Raw genomic sequence first — 15317 nt, 5'->3', positions numbered from 1 at the left:
GAGAGCAACTTTAGCTTTGAAAGCTGCTGAGTGATTACGACGTTTTCTTCGTGTCATGGTTGACTCCAGAAACAAACATTTCCCATGCTTATTGGGGAGTAGATTATCACTTATAGACGTGGTCTAAAATCATAGATCCACATCAAAAGCTTAAATCAATAAAAAATAACGGCAATTACACATTGATGTGGTTGCCTTTATTTTTGAACGAAGCTGGACTCAAAATAAAGGCTGTAATTAGATTTTAAGGTTGAGCGCGTCGTGCTGCTCATAGGATATGGAATTTGATTTAAACTAAATTTTAGAAAAAATAAAAAATCATTGTGGTATAATTTCGCGCGCCATCATTGAATGATATTATTTATTAAATAAGTATTTGAGTTTTTTGAATGAAGTAAGCTGCATCAATGTTATGCGGCTTTTTTGTTTACAGTTTTTGCGATTTTCGGCTTTGGGGCTGTCATTTAAAATTGTTCAATATACTTGTTTTTGAATGGAAAATATCGGCACATCCATTGCTTAAACAGCTACAGAATTGAGGATGATTTGCGCGAGTAGATCATGGTTTTTGTAGTTTGCTGACCGCATACAGTTTACTTAACGGGGTAAAGTCATGACGACTCCTAATCCATCTTCAGCGAATGTGCTCGAACGCTTATTTAAGCTCAGTGAAAATAAAACCAATTTTCGCACAGAAGTTCTTGCCGGTGTAACCACGTTCTTAACCATGTGTTACATCATTATCGTCAATCCAATGATTTTGTCCGAAACTGGCATGGATCATGGGGCGGTCTTTGTCGCCACCTGTCTGGCTGCCGCTATTGGCTGTTTTGTGATGGGCTTGGTGGCCAATTATCCTATTGCACTGGCACCCGGTATGGGCTTGAATGCCTATTTTACCTATTCGGTCTGTCTAGGCATGGGCGTGCCTTGGCAAACGGCATTGGCCGCCGTGTTTGTATCCGGCTTAATCTTCATTGCAATTAGCATGTTTAAAATCCGTGAAGCCATCGTCAATGCAATTCCAATGTCATTAAAGTTGGCCATTGGAGGCGGTATTGGGATGTTCTTGGCACTAGCCGCTTTGAAAAATGCCGGCATTATTGTGGCCAATCCTGCAACTTTAGTCGGTTTAGGCGATCTTAAACAACCCTCGGTTATTTTGGCTTTACTGGGTTTCTTAATGGTGGTGGTGATGCATCACTTCAAAGTACGTGGTGCGATCATCATCAGTATTTTGGCCATTACTGCAATCTCGACTGTATTGGGCTATAACCAATTCCAAGGCTTTATTGGGCAGGTGCCATCACTGGCTCCAACCTTTATGCAAATGGATTTTAAAGGTCTCTTTACCGCAAGCCTCGTTGGCGTCATCTTTGTATTCTTCTTGGTCGACTTATTCGATTCAACCGGCACATTGGTGGGTGTATCACACCGTGCCGGTTTATTAAAAGATGGGAAATTGCCGCGGTTAAAGAAAGCACTTTTTGCTGACTCAACGGCTATTGTTGCAGGCGCAGCTTTAGGTACATCGTCAACCACACCGTATATCGAATCCTCTGCTGGCGTTGCTGCAGGTGGACGTACCGGTTTAACCGCAGTGGTGGTGGGTGTGATGTTCTTGTTGTGCTTATTTTTAGCGCCACTGGCACAATCTGTACCTAGCTTTGCAACTGCACCGGCATTGCTGTTTGTTGGGGTATTGATGATTCAAGGTATTGTTCATATTGAATGGGATGATATTACTGAAGCAGTACCGGCCTTTTTAACCATTATCTTTATGCCGTTTACCTACTCAATTGCCGATGGTATTGCCATGGGTTTTATCAGTTACGCACTGATTAAATTGTTAACGGGTAAGGCAAAGACAGTGCCGTATATGGTATGGATTATTGCTGTACTGTGGGCATTAAAGTTTGTAATGTTTGGCGGTTAATTTTCCAAATTCACAAAAGGTGTAAACTTCAGTTTGTACCTTTTTTTATTTTTTAAGGATAAGGTATGACTAGACTTGAGCTGATTCGCGCTTTGCCAAAAGCAGAATTACATGTACATATTGAAGGCACATTCGAGCCTGAATTAATGTTTGAAATCGCGCAGCGTAATCAGATTGCAATTCCTTATAAGTCGGTTGAAGAAGTAAAGCAGGCCTATAATTTTCATAATCTACAATCATTTTTAGATATTTATTATGCTGGTGCCAATGTTCTGATCGTTGAACAAGATTTCTATGATTTGGCGTGGGCTTATTTTGAAAAATGTCATGCTGACCATGTTACGCATACCGAAATGTTTTTTGATCCACAAACCCATACCGATCGTGGTGTTGCATTTGCAACGGTGATTAACGGTTTACAGCGTGCCTGTGATGATGCCAACAGCAAATTAGGTATTAGCTCACATTTAATTATGTGCTTCTTACGCCATTTAACGGAACAAGCGGCTTTTGAAACCTTAGAGCAAGCATTGCCGTTTAAAGATCAAATTATTGCAGTGGGTTTAGATTCAAGTGAAGTCGGACATCCGCCGTCTAAGTTTGCAGGTGTCTTTGCCAAAGCGCGTGAATATGGCTTTTTGGCAGTGGCACATGCAGGCGAAGAAGGGCCTGCTGAATACGTTTGGCAAGCACTGGATTTACTTCAAGTCAATCGTATTGATCATGGGGTACGCTCGGAAGAAGATCCAGAGTTAATGCAGCGTTTAATTGTTGAAAAGATGCCTTTAACCGTATGTCCTTTGAGTAATTTAAAGCTGTGTGTGGTTGATGATATGGCGCAGCACAATATCCGTCGTTTATTGCAACAAGGCGTACATGTTACGGTTAATTCAGATGATCCCTCTTATTTTGGCGGATATATGAATGATAATTTTATTGCGATTGCCGAAGCGCTAGACTTATCCAATGACGAACTTAAACAGTTGGCTAAAAACTCCTTTGACGCTGCGTTTATCTCGGCTACAGAGAAACAAAAGTGGGCTGCGAAAATTGATGCTTTGGTTTAATTAAGCATCATTCAATAGATGGTTTGATTCAGTCGGTTGGTGTTTTTATCTACCATCCGATTGAATGACTGCTCTTTTAAAAGAGGCGAGATGATGAAAAAGGCTTTATATGCTATAGCGCTACTGACTGTATTGGTGGCTGCTATGCTGGTGTTTGCTGCCGTACCTGATTCGGTGTTTTTGCAAAAGATGCTTAAACCGGTGGTGGTACAAAGCTGTAAAAATGAGTTAAAGCAGTCAAAACTATGGCAGTCAGCGGCATTTTTTATCAGTACAGAGCATCAAATTGGGCTCGAAAAAGAAATTTGTAGTTGTGTGGGTGATCATGCGCTGAATCATGTTTCGGCTCAAGATTTGGCACGCGCATACATCAATGAGTCGGCAAAAAAGAGTTTAATTCAGCAAGCTGTTTTAAGTAGTGTTAAAGGTTGTGCAGAGCGTGCACTACAATAAGTCCTTAAGGTAATCACAATTGATTTAGGCTTGGCCGTAACTGCACAGGATGCGGTAAAACATTCAGCAAAGTACCCACCGTTCAAACATAGCTATAAATAAAAATGACGCGCCTTATCATCAAAATCTCTGCAATTGATAAACTTTGCACAGCTGACACAGCGTATAATTTAGCATAACTTTAAGTCCTATTTTTTAGGGCTGTGTTCTGCTCAGGTATTCACGTGCAATACATCTCTATTGCAGCCATATTTCGGCAGTTCATTACATCTTCATTTTATAATCAAGGATTTTTCCTGTGAAAAAATTAATTGCTCTGCTGTTGCCACTGACTTTGGCACTGACTGCTTGTGTATCTACCGACTCAATGAATGGCACCACAAGCACTCAATCGGCGACTCAACAATTAGGCGGTGTTGCGCTTAAAATTGCAATTAATGCAAAATGTACCACTGAATTAAATAATATTCCGGCATGGAAAACGGCCACTAAATTAATGAGCAGCACGCAAAAACAAGATATTCAGTCTGAAATTTGTGGCTGCGTCAGTGAAAAAGCACCACAAAGCGTCACTGCGGTTGATTTGGCCACTGCGGCAATTGATCCAGTGGCACGCAACACCATCATTTCCAATGCTGTGACCAAAACGATTAATGCTTGTGTGGCAGAAGCAGTTAGATAAGGTATTTAATCATTCATAAGTAGCAATAGGCTGATTTATTCAGCCTGTTTTTTTGTAGGAAAATAAAGTCATGCAAGTTGCAGGTGTAGATGAGGCAGGGCGCGGGCCATTGGTGGGTTCTGTGGTGGCTGCTGCGGTTATTTTAGATCCGAATAATCCAATTGAAGGGTTAAATGACTCTAAAAAACTCTCTGAAAAAAAACGTGAAATGTTATTTGTAGAAATACAAGAAAAAGCGGTGGCTTGGGCGATTGCAGAAGCCAGTCATGCAGAAATTGATCAGCTTAATATTTTACAAGCTTCATTGCTGGCGATGTGCCGTGCCGTTGAAGCATTACATATTCAGCCGCAGCATGTCTTGGTTGATGGCAATAAAATACCACAAGGCTTAAGTATGAGCTGTGAGGCAATTGTGGGAGGAGATGCTTTGCATGCAGAAATTTCTGCTGCCAGTATTTTGGCGAAAGTCACGCGTGATCGGCAGATGGTGGTGCTTGATCAGCAGTACCCACAATTCGGTTTTGCCCAACATAAAGGCTATCCGACGAAAATGCATTTTGCCGCTATTGCTGAGCATGGTGTGATTGATCAACATCGCCGTAGTTATGCACCGATTAAACAGGCCTTGGCTAAAATCAATCTTTAAATAAATTTAAAGCGGCTTGATAAAGCCGCTTTAGAGGGAATAACTTTAATGTTTAACGATTAAAGTCGGTCTCGGTATTGGGGGTAAAACTATCTTCTTCAAATGAAGGTTGATAATCTTGATCGAGATGTTGCAGGTGCTCATGCATAGCGCGTTCATGTTGAATTCGTTGATAAATTTCTTCACGATGAACTGATACTTCTTTTGGAGCATTCACACCAATACGTACTTGATTCCCTTTAACACCAAGCACAGTTACACTGACTTGGTCCCCAATCATTAATGTTTCTCCGACACGTCGAGTCAGAATCAGCATGTTTATCTCCTTGCAAAATGCTAAACCTGCAATTGATCTAAAATGAAAAAAACACAAGCTAAATGCTAAAGAAAATTTTAACAACGTCTTGTCATAAACATCACAACGACGCAATTTTATTAAAATTTTCTTAACATCTGTGCGCTAATATAACAGAGCCACTATAGTAAAAACTATAGTGGCTCTGCTTTTTTCTCGTGTTTTTAAAAAACTGTCTAACAATGACAATTTTCGTCAGTACACGATTAAACTCTTACGCTTGATTCGCCATGTTCACGGTCTAAACCAAAAGCAGTATGCAGTGTACGTACTGCAAGCTCTAAATAATTTTCTTCGATAATGACCGAAATTTTAATTTCTGAGGTCGAAATCATTAGAATATTGATGCCTTCTTCAGCCAAAGCAGTAAACATTTTGCTGGCTACACGTGCATGTGAACGCATGCCCACACCGACAATTGAGACTTTAACAATATCTGAGCGCGTTGCCACTTCACGTGCACCAATTTTTTGCGCAGTATCTTCAAGAATGGTTGTGGCTTTTTTTAATTCGCTACGATTAACCGTAAAGGTAAAGTCGGTGGTGCCATCTTCTTCAACGTTCTGGATAATCATATCCACTTCGATGTTGGCATCACCAATTGGGCACAAAATTTTAGAGGCAATACCGGGTTCATTCGGCACACCTAAAATGGTTAATTTTGCTTCGTCACGGTTAAATGCAATACCAGAGATAATGGGTTGTTCCATGGTGTCTTCCAATTCAGTCGTAATAAGAGTACCGATATTTTGTTTGAAATCTTCGTCGAATGCGCCATCATCATCATTATCAAAACTTGATAAGACGCGTAAAGGCACTTGATACTTGCCTGCAAATTCAACGGAACGAATTTGCAAAACTTTAGAGCCCAATGACGCCATTTCAAGCATTTCTTCAAAAGAAATTCGGTCTATCTTTTTGGCTTTTGGTGCAACGCGTGGGTCGGTGGTGTAAACCCCATCAACATCGGTATAGATTTGGCATTCATCAGCTTTAAGCGCTGCTGCAATTGCAACGCCTGAGGTGTCTGAGCCGCCACGACCTAGGGTGGTGGTGTTGCCCAGTTCATCAAAGCCTTGGAAACCGGCCACAATCAATACGCGGCCCGCATTTAAATTTTCTGTGAGTACATCTGTATCAATGGCTTCAATACGCGCTTTGGTAAATGCACTGTCTGTTTTAATACCGACTTGGCGGCCTGTTAGCGATTTCGCTTCAGTGCCAATAGAGTTTAGCGCCATCGCCAGCATAGAAATCGTTACTTGTTCACCCGTAGACACCATTTGATCAAGTTCACGTGGGTCTGGGGTTTCGGTAATGGCCTTGGCTAAAGCAAGCAGACGATTGGTTTCGCCGCTCATTGCGGATACCACCACCACCACTTGATGGCCGTGATCATGCCAACGCTTTACACGATGAGCAACATTTAAAATGCGCTCTGGAGTACCCATTGAGGTGCCGCCATATTTTTGAACGATTAATGCCATAACTATCCTTACCAAGTAAATAAGTCTAACGACTTAAAGCACTTACACATATCTGAAAATTCCCTTTGACGGGCGCTTTCAACATACCACGTAGCTCGTATACTTCACCCTTTTTTTAAGGTAAAAGTTGATACCGATCTTTTGTATCAAAAAGCTGAGTTACTCAAACTCAGCCTTGCGGACTGCATAATGACACTCCGATGAGTGGTTTTATCTTAGCGATAAATCCCACACTTTGACTGCTTTATTTACGCTGATACGATTGTAAATGTCTATTTTTACAATTTTACGCTTTATGTCATTCAACGGCATAAACTGACAATAAGGCAGTGCTGTGCTTGACACTTGCACTAGATAAAAAGAAGTTGCTTATACGCAAGAACTTAAATCGAACAGTACACATCCAGCACAGCCTTATATGCGTTAAGCGTTATTTTGCTTCAAGCCAAGTGGTTAAGCTTGCCATGACGGATGCAAAATTGTCAGTCAGCGGTGCGCCACCTTGTGCCAAGTCTGGTTTACCGCCACCTTTGCCACCAAGTTCATTAGCAAGATGCTTGATAATGTCACCGGCTTTAATGTTGCCTGTAAACTCTTTTGCAACCGAGGCCAGTAAGCTGACTTTATCATCTTCAATGCCAGCAAGCACAATCACCGCATTGCCTAATTTAGATTTCACGCCATCATGTAGGTTGCGAAGTGACTTCGCATCCATACCTTGCATGGTGGTAATTAAAGTTGAGCGCCCTGCAATGCTTTGTACTTGGCTTAAAAGCTCCGTCGCTTGTAAGTTGGCTAACTTTTGATTCAATTGCTCAATCTGTTTTTGCAATTGATGGCTATGTTCAAGTGTTGCTGCAACTTTTTCAACAGTTTGATGATTTTGTGCTTTAAGCAGGGCATTGATCTGTTGAATATCTGCTTCCGTTTTTTGCATGACGTCAACCGCATTGCGCCCCGTTACCGCTTCAATACGGCGTATACCCGCTGCAACACCGCCTTCAGAAGTGATTTTAAACAAACCAATATCACCCGTACGCTGTACGTGAATACCACCACACAGTTCAATCGAGAAGTTTTTCTCTTCAATGATAGAACCCATCGAAAGTACACGGACTTCGTCGCCATATTTTTCACCGAACAACATCATCGCGCCTTTTTCTTGCGCCGATTCAATGTCTAAAAGTTCAGTGGATACTGCGCTATTGGCAATCACTTCACGATTGACCAAACGCTCAACCTGTTGCAGTTGCTCGAAGGTTACCGGTTGATCATTGGCAAAATCAAAACGCAAGATATCACTGGCTACCAGTGAACCTTTTTGCTGTACATGCGTACCCAAAACTTGACGCAGGGCGGCATGTAATAGGTGAGTGGCTGAGTGATTCCGTGCAGTTGCAGCGCGAATATCGGCTTGAACAGTCGCTTCAACCGATTGAGTGGCTTTTAAGCTGCCCATGGTCACGATCCCTTGATGCACAAATGCGCCACCAGATTTCTTGGTGTCTTGTACTTCAAAAATACCGGTCTCATTTTTAAACAGACCGGTATCGCCAATTTGACCACCGCTTTCTGCATAAAAAGGTGTTTGATTTAAAACGATCAGTGCTTCATCGCCTTCAAACACTTCAGTGACTTGTTCGCCATCTTTGTAGATTGCAACAATTTGACCTTGACCTTGCGTAGCATCATAACCATCAAATTGCGTTTCGCCTTCAACATTAACAATGCTGTTGTAGTCAATAGCAAATTTACCGGCATCACGCGCACGTTGACGCTGCGCGGCCATTTCCACTTCAAAGCCGGCTTCATCAATGGTTAAATCGCGTTCACGGGCAATATCTGCGGTTAAGTCAGTTGGAAAGCCGTAGGTATCGTAAAGTTTAAATACGGTTGCACCGGGAATGACTTTACCTTTTAACTGAGTCAGTTCACCTTCAAGCAATTTCAAACCTTGCTCAAGTGTTTTGGCGAATTGTTCCTCTTCTTTTAAGAGTAATTTTTCAATGCGCGATTGTTGCGCAGCAAGCTCTGGATAAGCCTCACCCATCACAGCAATCAGCGGTTGTAGCATTTTATAAAAGAATGAGCCGGTTGCACCCAATTTATTACCATGACGAACAGCACGGCGAATAATGCGGCGCAATACATAACCACGACCTTCGTTGGAAGGGTTGACGCCATCAGCAATGAGGAAGCAGCACGAACGTGCATGGTCAGCCACCACTTTAAGTGAGGCAGGGTAATCGACCGGTTTATTATTCAATTGTGCTGTTGCATCAATTTCAGTGGTATCTAACTGAATAATTTCTGCAGCAGATTTAAGCAAGTTTTGGAACAAATCAATTTCATAGTTCGAGTTGACGTGTTGTAAAACAGCGGAAATACGTTCTAAGCCCATGCCAGTATCGACAGCAGGTGCAGGGAGTTCATGCAACACGCCATCGGCAGTGCGGTTAAACTGCATAAAGACGTTGTTCCAAATTTCAATGAAACGGTCGCCATCTTCTTCAGGGCTGCCCGGTAGACCGCCCCAAATATGTTCGCCATGATCAAAGAAAATTTCAGAACAAGGGCCACAAGGTCCTGTATCACCCATCGCCCAGAAATTATCAGAGGCGTATTTCACCCCTTTGTTGTCGCCAATTCGAATAATACGACTGGCATCTAAGCCAATTTCTTTATGCCAAATATCAAAGGCTTCATCATCGGTATGATAAACCGTGGCATAGAGTTTATCTTGGGGTAAACCTAACCATGCCTCGCTGGTTAAAAATTCCCAAGCAAACTTAATGGCATCACGTTTAAAGTAATCGCCAAAGGAGAAGTTACCCAGCATTTCAAAAAAGGTGTGATGACGTGCGGTATAACCGACATTGTCTAAGTCATTGTGCTTACCGCCAGCACGCACACATTTTTGTGAAGAGGTGGCACGCAGATAATCACGTTTTTCCAAACCCAAAAAGCAGTCTTTAAACTGGTTCATTCCGGCATTGGTAAACAGTAAAGTCGGATCATTGGCTGGTACCAGAGAACTCGACGCGACACGTGTATGCCCTTGCGATTCAAAGTAACGCAAAAATGCTTCACGAATTTCAGCGGATGTCATAAAACGAGTACTCACAACCAAGTCACTCCATATATTTTCTATTGGCAAGTTGTACGTTGCGTGCCCAATCTAAAGCAGCAAAACGCACAAGGCTTAAAATTTTCAAACGCCAAATTATAACGGAAAAAGCGCTATCTACCAATCACTTTCAGGTGAATTAGTCACAATTCTCTAGAATAACAGGGTTGCTTTTTTAAGCTAAAGCCAAGTGTTTATTTATTGGTGCTCAGCATCAAACAGTGCAAACTTAGGGTAAATATTTTTAAGTGACTTTTATTCATCTAAAAGCCGTTGCTTGACTCTGCAAGCTTATAACAGGGCATTGCGCTAAAATTTAAAGCATTATAGCCAAAGCAAGGCTATCGGTAGCGCTTTAAAATCTATTAACATATACAAGTATTTACATCTCGCGAATAATGAAGGATAGCTGATGCAACGAGTAGCCATTAATGGTTTCGGGCGAATTGGTCGCAATGTGTTACGCGCTTGGTTTGAAAATCCAAAGGACTTTCATTTCGATATTGTGGCCATTAATGATATTGCAGACGTAGAGACGTTGCTTCATTTATTTAAATATGACACGACACATGGCCGTTTTAACGGACAGGTCGAAGTGATCTGGCAAGATGAACAGGTTTTCTTAGAGATATCTTCTGGTGCTGCACAATTAAACGTACAGGTGTTTTGTGAGGAAAATCCACAGCAATTGCCTTGGCAAGATTTAAAAATTGATGTGGCCTTAGAATGTACCGGTCTATTTCGTTCTCGTGAAGCGGCCACCCAACATATTACTGCAGGTGCAAAACGGGTGATTATTGGCGCAGCGCCTTTTGATACCGTCGATGCAGCCATTGTTTATGGGGTGAATCACCGTGAGGTGAAAAGTACAGATCAGATTATTTCCAGTGTCTCTTGTACCACGCAAGCGTTGGTGCCTTTGGTAAAAATTATTGATGACGCCTTTGGCATTGATACTGCACTGATGACCGAGATTCATGCGGTCACTGCCGATCAGTCGGTGCTTGACCATGCACACCGTGATTTGCGCCGCGCACGTGCCTCAGGGCAAAATATTATTCCCACCACTTCCTCAGCCTTGGGTGCATTAAAAAGCGTGATGCCGAAAATGGAAGGACGTATAGATGGTTATTCTATTCGTGTGCCGACCATTAATGTCGCAGCCATTGATTTAAGTTTTGTCTCGCAAGCTGCCATAACAGTAGCGCAGTTGAATCAGGTGCTCATTCACTCAGCTGAGCATGATTATGCAGAAATTATGCAGGTAACCGATGAGCCTTTGGTGTCATCGGACTTTAATCATTCGCCGTATTCTTTAATTGTCGACTTAAGCCAAACCATGGTGGTGGGGCGTCATGCTAAAGTTTTTGCTTGGTATGACAATGAATGGGGTTATGCCAATCGTCTGTTAGATTTGTGTGAGTCTTTTATTCAATAAAATGTGCAGTAAGACAAAAGAGCAGTGACCTATTAACATATCAATCAGTCACTGCTTAAAACTTATGCTTCGTGGCCCTGATACTGGGCGTCGTTTAAGAAGCCTTCTTTAATCTCTGCCGGCATTTCTTGATGCCACCACGCATAAATGGTGGCTTTAATCTGTTGATCTTCATCTGCATCATTTAACGGTTCATCGTCTTGGCGAATCAGCGTGTCATCTTCAAACTTAAACCAAAATTCCCATGGATCATCATCTCCACAGCCCCAAGCTTGAGTATGAATCTGCGGGAGTAAATTTTTTAAGAAGTTTAAAAGGGCTTCTATAATCTCGGCACCGTCTGAGCCATGAACAAAATGTGCAACCGAATAGTCCGCAAAATGATAAACAGATTCAGGTGCGAGATCATATTCAATCTGATCCACTTGATCGAGTAAGTCTTGCGCCAGTTGTTCACCTTCAAAAGGATTAAGATTGTATGCATACTGCTTAAACAGCTCCGCATCGCCTTGATGCTGTTGTAACAGTGCATCCAGTTTGGCCATGATCTCTGCATCGGCATGCCGAAAATATAAACTACTGTGTAACTCCATAATGTCGTTCTCTGTATGGATTAAGTCTATGAAGTATAAAAATAATTATTTTGAATTAATTTGAGTTGTTTATGAAAAACACGGTATTGTATTTTTAAGCTGCAATTTTGTCCTTATTAAAGTACAGAGATCTCTGTACGGTTCGGTCATTTTTATCTGAATTTATTCTTATACTGTTGGAATGTCGCGTTAAAAGCGCAGAAAAAGACGAAGTTTTATAAAAATAGCATGGCTTAATTTGATAGGATAGGCTGTAATAATTCAATAAAATTAGAGCAATACTGATCATGTTATTACTTATTTGGGGTTTTATTTTACTGTTAGCGGTTGCGGTTATCTTTTTAATCTGGGTGCAATTCTCCAATCAGAACACCGCGTTAGCTGCAACACAGATGAAAGCAGAATTAGAAGATAAAGTGCTTCATTTAGAAGATAACTTAAAAAAGACTTTGGAAATTATGCAAGATCTGGCTAAAAAAATGCATACCCAGCAAGAAGTCTTGGATAAAACCACCAGCAAACTGACGCAAGTTGAGTTACAAAATGCTGAATTAGTCGGTTTGTTGGCCAAGGCGGTGGATTCCTCATCTTGATCGGCGCATTATCTGTTGAGTGACATCTAAGTGTTTGAAAATAATGCTGGATGAAAACTGCTAATAAGGCATCATCTTTTGGTCATGCTGTGGAGATATATTTGTTGATGATTGAATCTCATCAAGATTGCTGAATTAATGTATAAATCTGAATGATTTCAGCTCGATTAAACGTGCAACCTTCAGTATATTTTCTAAAAAAGTCAGGTGCACAGCTAAAACTATCGTGCTAGACTAGGAGAAATCGGGTGTGCTCCCGATTTTTTTATGCGGATTCGTTCCGCTCTGACAGAATTTAGGTTTACAACATGCCCATTTCAGAGACATGGTTATTACCTGATGGTGTAGCTGATGTATTGCCCGAACAGGCGCAAGTGATTGAAACTTTGCGCCGTGATGCACTCGATTTCCTCGCATCCCGAGGTTATCAATTGGTGTACACGCCATTTATTGAATACATCGAATCGCTCTCTTCTCTTTCAGAATCGAATCAAGATTTAGACTTAGCCACGTTTAAAGTGATTGACCAATTATCAGGTCGATTATTGGGCGTGCGTGCCGATATGACCCCGCAGGTGGCGCGTATTGATGCACATGTTCATCCGGTCGAAGGTGTGGTGCGTTATTGCTATGCAGGCACAGTTTTACATACCAAACCGCAAGGCTTTAATACCACGCGCGCGCCTTTACAATTAGGTGCAGAGTTGTTTGGTTCAGACAGTATTGATGCTGATGTAGAAATGGTAGATGTCATGCTCAGCTTGCTTGAAAAAGCAGGATTGGCAGCAGGGACACATTTAGATTTAGGCCATGTCGGTTTGTTTCGCAGCTTAGTTAAATATGCAGGATTAACCAAGCCGGTTGAAAGCCATCTTTCAGATCTCTATCAGCGTAAAGCTTTGCCTGAATTGGCTGAATTTACTCAACAATTAAACTGTGGTGCTGACTTTTATACGCTTGGACGTTATTCAAGTGATTTGAGCGCATTACAAAGTCACTTAAGTGCTGAAATTTTTGCAGATCCCGCCTTTAAACACGCTTTTGACGTTCTAAAAACCACGCAAATTGAAATTCAATCGCGTTGGCCAGATCTACATATTGGTGTTGATGTGGTGGAATTACGTTCTTATCATTATCACACGGGACTGATGTACGCAGTTTATGCACCTAACCGCGCTGCGCCCCTTGCTCAAGGTGGACGTTACGATGGGATTGGGCAACACTTTGGTCGTGCACGTCCTGCAACCGGTTTTAGTTGTGACTTATATGCTTTAAGTGCCGGTCAATATACTGATTTAAATGTTGTGGTGGCCCCAAAAGGTATTGATACCGATTTGCTAAAAGCAATTTCGGATACACGTGCACAAGGTTTTGGGGTTATTCAATTACTGGGCAATGACAGTTTAGAATCCATTCCACATGCTACTCATCAATTGGTGAAGCGGGCAGGTGAGTGGACGATCGTAAAGATTTAATGATCTGAATTGGTTTGAATACACCAATTCACGTTTTCAATTTTAACAGCATGATGCAATGAGGCTATTATGGGCAAGAATGTTGTGGTACTCGGTACCCAATGGGGCGACGAAGGTAAAGGTAAAATCGTTGACCTGCTCACAGATCAAGCGGCTGCGGTCGTTCGTTACCAAGGTGGACACAACGCAGGCCATACGCTTGTAGTGGGTGGTAAGAAAACTGTATTACACCTCATTCCATCGGGTATTTTACGTGAAAACGTACTGTGCTTAATTGGCAATGGTGTGGTGCTTTCTCCTGCGGCTTTAATTGAAGAAATGGACATTCTTGAAAAAGAAGGCGTGCCAGTTAAAGAGCGTTTACGCATTTCCCCAAACTGTCCTTTAATTCTTCCAAACCATATTGCCCTTGACCAAGCACGTGAGAAAAAACGTGGCAATGCCAAAATTGGTACTACGGGTCGTGGTATTGGTCCAGCTTATGAAGATAAAGTTGCGCGCCGTGCGATTCGCGTTGCCGACTTGGTTCGTGGTGGCGAAGCATTGGTGGCTCAGCTAACCGAACTGCTTGATTACCATAACTTCCAATTAACCCAATACTACGGTGTTGAAGCGGTTAAATTGGAAGATGTGATTGCGCTGTGTGATGAATGGCGTAAAGTCGTTGCACCACTGGTGATTGATGTCACTACGGAATTGCATAACTACCGTAAAAACGGTCAGAACATTATGTTTGAGGGCGCACAAGGCTCACTGCTTGATGTAGACCATGGTACTTATCCATATGTGACCTCTTCAAACACGACCGCTGGTGGCGTAAGCTCAGGTTCAGGTTTGGGTCCATTGCATCTTGATTATGTTTTGGGAATTACCAAAGCGTACACCACGCGTGTCGGTGCAGGGCCTTTCCCAACAGAATTAATGTATGACGCGGCCAATGACACCGGTGATGCCATTGGTAAACACCTTGGTACTGTTGGACATGAATTTGGTGCTTCTACCGGTCGTCAACGTCGTTGCGGTTGGTTTGATGCAGAAATTCTACGTCGTTCTGTGGATGTAAACTCACTGTCTGGTATTTGCTTAACTAAACTGGATGTTTTAGATGGTTTAGAAGAAGTCAAAATCTGTGTGGGTTATGAAGCCGCAGATTCAGGTTGTATCGGTTCTTCTGATGCGCTGGCTTTTGCAGCGTTAAAACCAATTTACGAAACCATGCCAGGTTGGTCTGAGTCGACTGTGGGTGCAACCCGTATGGATCAGTTACCTGCCAATGCAATTGCTTATGTAAAACGTATTGAACAATTGATTGAATGTCCAATCGACATCGTATCAACTGGTCCAGATCGTGCAGAAACGATTGTACTACGTCATCCATTTGACGCTTAATTTAAGCCGATTATAAGATGATTAAAGCCTCGCGATATGCGGGGCTTTTTTGTGTTCGTTATACTTTAATCAAGGG

The 15317-nt window shown here is 42.1% G+C and carries 13 protein-coding genes; 9 read left to right on the top strand and 4 right to left on the bottom strand.

Going from position 1 to position 15317, the window contains the following annotated elements:
• Positions 1 to 613 precede the first annotated feature (613 nt).
• The 5 genes from SE27_RS09485 to rnhB all read left to right on the top strand — a co-directional run bounded on the left by SE27_RS09485 (position 614) and on the right by rnhB (position 4784).
• Positions 614 to 1936 (top strand): NCS2 family permease, encoded by a 1323-nt coding sequence (locus tag SE27_RS09485; RefSeq protein WP_039622863.1) that lies wholly within the window; start codon positions 614 to 616, stop codon positions 1934 to 1936.
• A gap of 65 nt (positions 1937 to 2001) precedes the next feature.
• Positions 2002 to 3003, top strand: coding sequence for an adenosine deaminase (locus SE27_RS09480; protein WP_039622861.1), 1002 nt, complete (start codon positions 2002 to 2004; stop codon positions 3001 to 3003).
• Positions 3004 to 3096: 93 nt separating this feature from the next.
• Positions 3097 to 3456, top strand: coding sequence for a hypothetical protein (locus SE27_RS09475; protein WP_227504637.1), 360 nt, complete (start codon positions 3097 to 3099; stop codon positions 3454 to 3456).
• 298 nt (positions 3457 to 3754) lie between these two features.
• Positions 3755 to 4138: a hypothetical protein gene (locus SE27_RS09470; protein WP_039622860.1), complete on the top strand. Its 384-nt coding sequence runs from the start codon at positions 3755 to 3757 to the stop codon at positions 4136 to 4138.
• Between the two features lie 70 nt (positions 4139 to 4208).
• The gene (gene rnhB, locus SE27_RS09465) at positions 4209 to 4784 is read left to right on the top strand and encodes a ribonuclease HII (protein WP_039622858.1); all 576 of its coding nucleotides are present in this window, start codon (positions 4209 to 4211) and stop codon (positions 4782 to 4784) included.
• A gap of 52 nt (positions 4785 to 4836) precedes the next feature.
• On the opposite strand, the gene csrA is transcribed toward rnhB, so the two are convergent.
• From csrA to alaS, 3 genes are all read right to left on the bottom strand, one after another.
• Positions 4837 to 5100: a carbon storage regulator CsrA gene (csrA, locus tag SE27_RS09460; RefSeq protein WP_039622857.1), complete on the bottom strand. Its 264-nt coding sequence runs from the start codon at positions 5098 to 5100 to the stop codon at positions 4837 to 4839.
• A gap of 245 nt (positions 5101 to 5345) precedes the next feature.
• Positions 5346 to 6626, bottom strand: a complete 1281-nt coding sequence (locus SE27_RS09455) for an aspartate kinase (RefSeq protein ID WP_039622855.1) — start codon at positions 6624 to 6626, stop codon at positions 5346 to 5348.
• A 430-nt stretch (positions 6627 to 7056) separates the two neighbouring features.
• Complete coding sequence (gene alaS, locus SE27_RS09450; RefSeq protein WP_171160680.1) at positions 7057 to 9750, bottom strand: alanine--tRNA ligase; 2694 nt, start codon at positions 9748 to 9750, stop codon at positions 7057 to 7059.
• Between the two features lie 415 nt (positions 9751 to 10165).
• Between alaS and SE27_RS09445 the strand changes: the two genes are divergently transcribed.
• The gene (locus tag SE27_RS09445) at positions 10166 to 11191 is read left to right on the top strand and encodes a type I glyceraldehyde-3-phosphate dehydrogenase (RefSeq protein WP_039622853.1); all 1026 of its coding nucleotides are present in this window, start codon (positions 10166 to 10168) and stop codon (positions 11189 to 11191) included.
• Between the two features lie 62 nt (positions 11192 to 11253).
• Here the strand turns inward: SE27_RS09445 and SE27_RS09440 are convergent, their stop codons facing one another.
• On the bottom strand, positions 11254 to 11784 hold the full coding sequence (locus SE27_RS09440) for a hypothetical protein (RefSeq protein ID WP_039622851.1): 531 nt from the start codon (positions 11782 to 11784) through the stop codon (positions 11254 to 11256).
• Positions 11785 to 12071: 287 nt separating this feature from the next.
• Here SE27_RS09440 and SE27_RS09435 point away from each other — a divergent pair, with 287 nt between their 5' ends.
• The 3 genes from SE27_RS09435 (at position 12072) to SE27_RS09425 (ending at position 15241) form a co-directional block, all read left to right on the top strand.
• Entirely contained in the window at positions 12072 to 12377 is a 306-nt protein-coding gene (locus SE27_RS09435; RefSeq protein WP_039622849.1) for a hypothetical protein, read from the top strand.
• 308 nt (positions 12378 to 12685) lie between these two features.
• Positions 12686 to 13852 carry an ATP phosphoribosyltransferase regulatory subunit gene (locus SE27_RS09430; RefSeq protein WP_039622847.1) on the top strand — a complete coding sequence of 389 codons (1167 nt, stop codon included), beginning with the start codon at positions 12686 to 12688 and terminating at the stop codon, positions 13850 to 13852.
• A gap of 69 nt (positions 13853 to 13921) precedes the next feature.
• A complete protein-coding gene (locus SE27_RS09425) occupies positions 13922 to 15241 on the top strand; it encodes an adenylosuccinate synthase (RefSeq protein ID WP_039622846.1) in 1320 nt (439 codons plus the stop codon).
• Positions 15242 to 15317: the final 76 nt, after the last annotated feature.

The organism is Acinetobacter harbinensis, assembly GCF_000816495.1.
GTDB classification, from domain to species: Bacteria; Pseudomonadota; Gammaproteobacteria; order Pseudomonadales; family Moraxellaceae; genus Acinetobacter; species Acinetobacter harbinensis.
Note: the sequence above shows the minus strand (reverse complement) of the source record. Positions and strands in the feature narration are given on the sequence as shown.

What these genes read in the sequence shown, in the direction of transcription:
- SE27_RS09485 (WP_039622863.1), top strand. Translation starts at nt 614, where the DNA reads ATGACGACTCCTAATCCATCTTCAGCGAATGTGCTCGAACGCTTATTT.
- SE27_RS09480 (WP_039622861.1), top strand. Translation starts at nt 2,002, where the DNA reads ATGACTAGACTTGAGCTGATTCGCGCTTTGCCAAAAGCAGAATTACAT.
- SE27_RS09475 (WP_227504637.1), top strand. Translation starts at nt 3,097, where the DNA reads ATGAAAAAGGCTTTATATGCTATAGCGCTACTGACTGTATTGGTGGCT.
- rnhB (WP_039622858.1), top strand. Translation starts at nt 4,209, where the DNA reads ATGCAAGTTGCAGGTGTAGATGAGGCAGGGCGCGGGCCATTGGTGGGT.
- csrA (WP_039622857.1), bottom strand. Translation starts at nt 5,100, where the DNA reads ATGCTGATTCTGACTCGACGTGTCGGAGAAACATTAATGATTGGGGAC.
- SE27_RS09455 (WP_039622855.1), bottom strand. Translation starts at nt 6,626, where the DNA reads ATGGCATTAATCGTTCAAAAATATGGCGGCACCTCAATGGGTACTCCA.
- SE27_RS09445 (WP_039622853.1), top strand. Translation starts at nt 10,166, where the DNA reads ATGCAACGAGTAGCCATTAATGGTTTCGGGCGAATTGGTCGCAATGTG.
- SE27_RS09440 (WP_039622851.1), bottom strand. Translation starts at nt 11,784, where the DNA reads ATGGAGTTACACAGTAGTTTATATTTTCGGCATGCCGATGCAGAGATC.
- SE27_RS09435 (WP_039622849.1), top strand. Translation starts at nt 12,072, where the DNA reads ATGTTATTACTTATTTGGGGTTTTATTTTACTGTTAGCGGTTGCGGTT.
- SE27_RS09430 (WP_039622847.1), top strand. Translation starts at nt 12,686, where the DNA reads ATGCCCATTTCAGAGACATGGTTATTACCTGATGGTGTAGCTGATGTA.
- SE27_RS09425 (WP_039622846.1), top strand. Translation starts at nt 13,922, where the DNA reads ATGGGCAAGAATGTTGTGGTACTCGGTACCCAATGGGGCGACGAAGGT.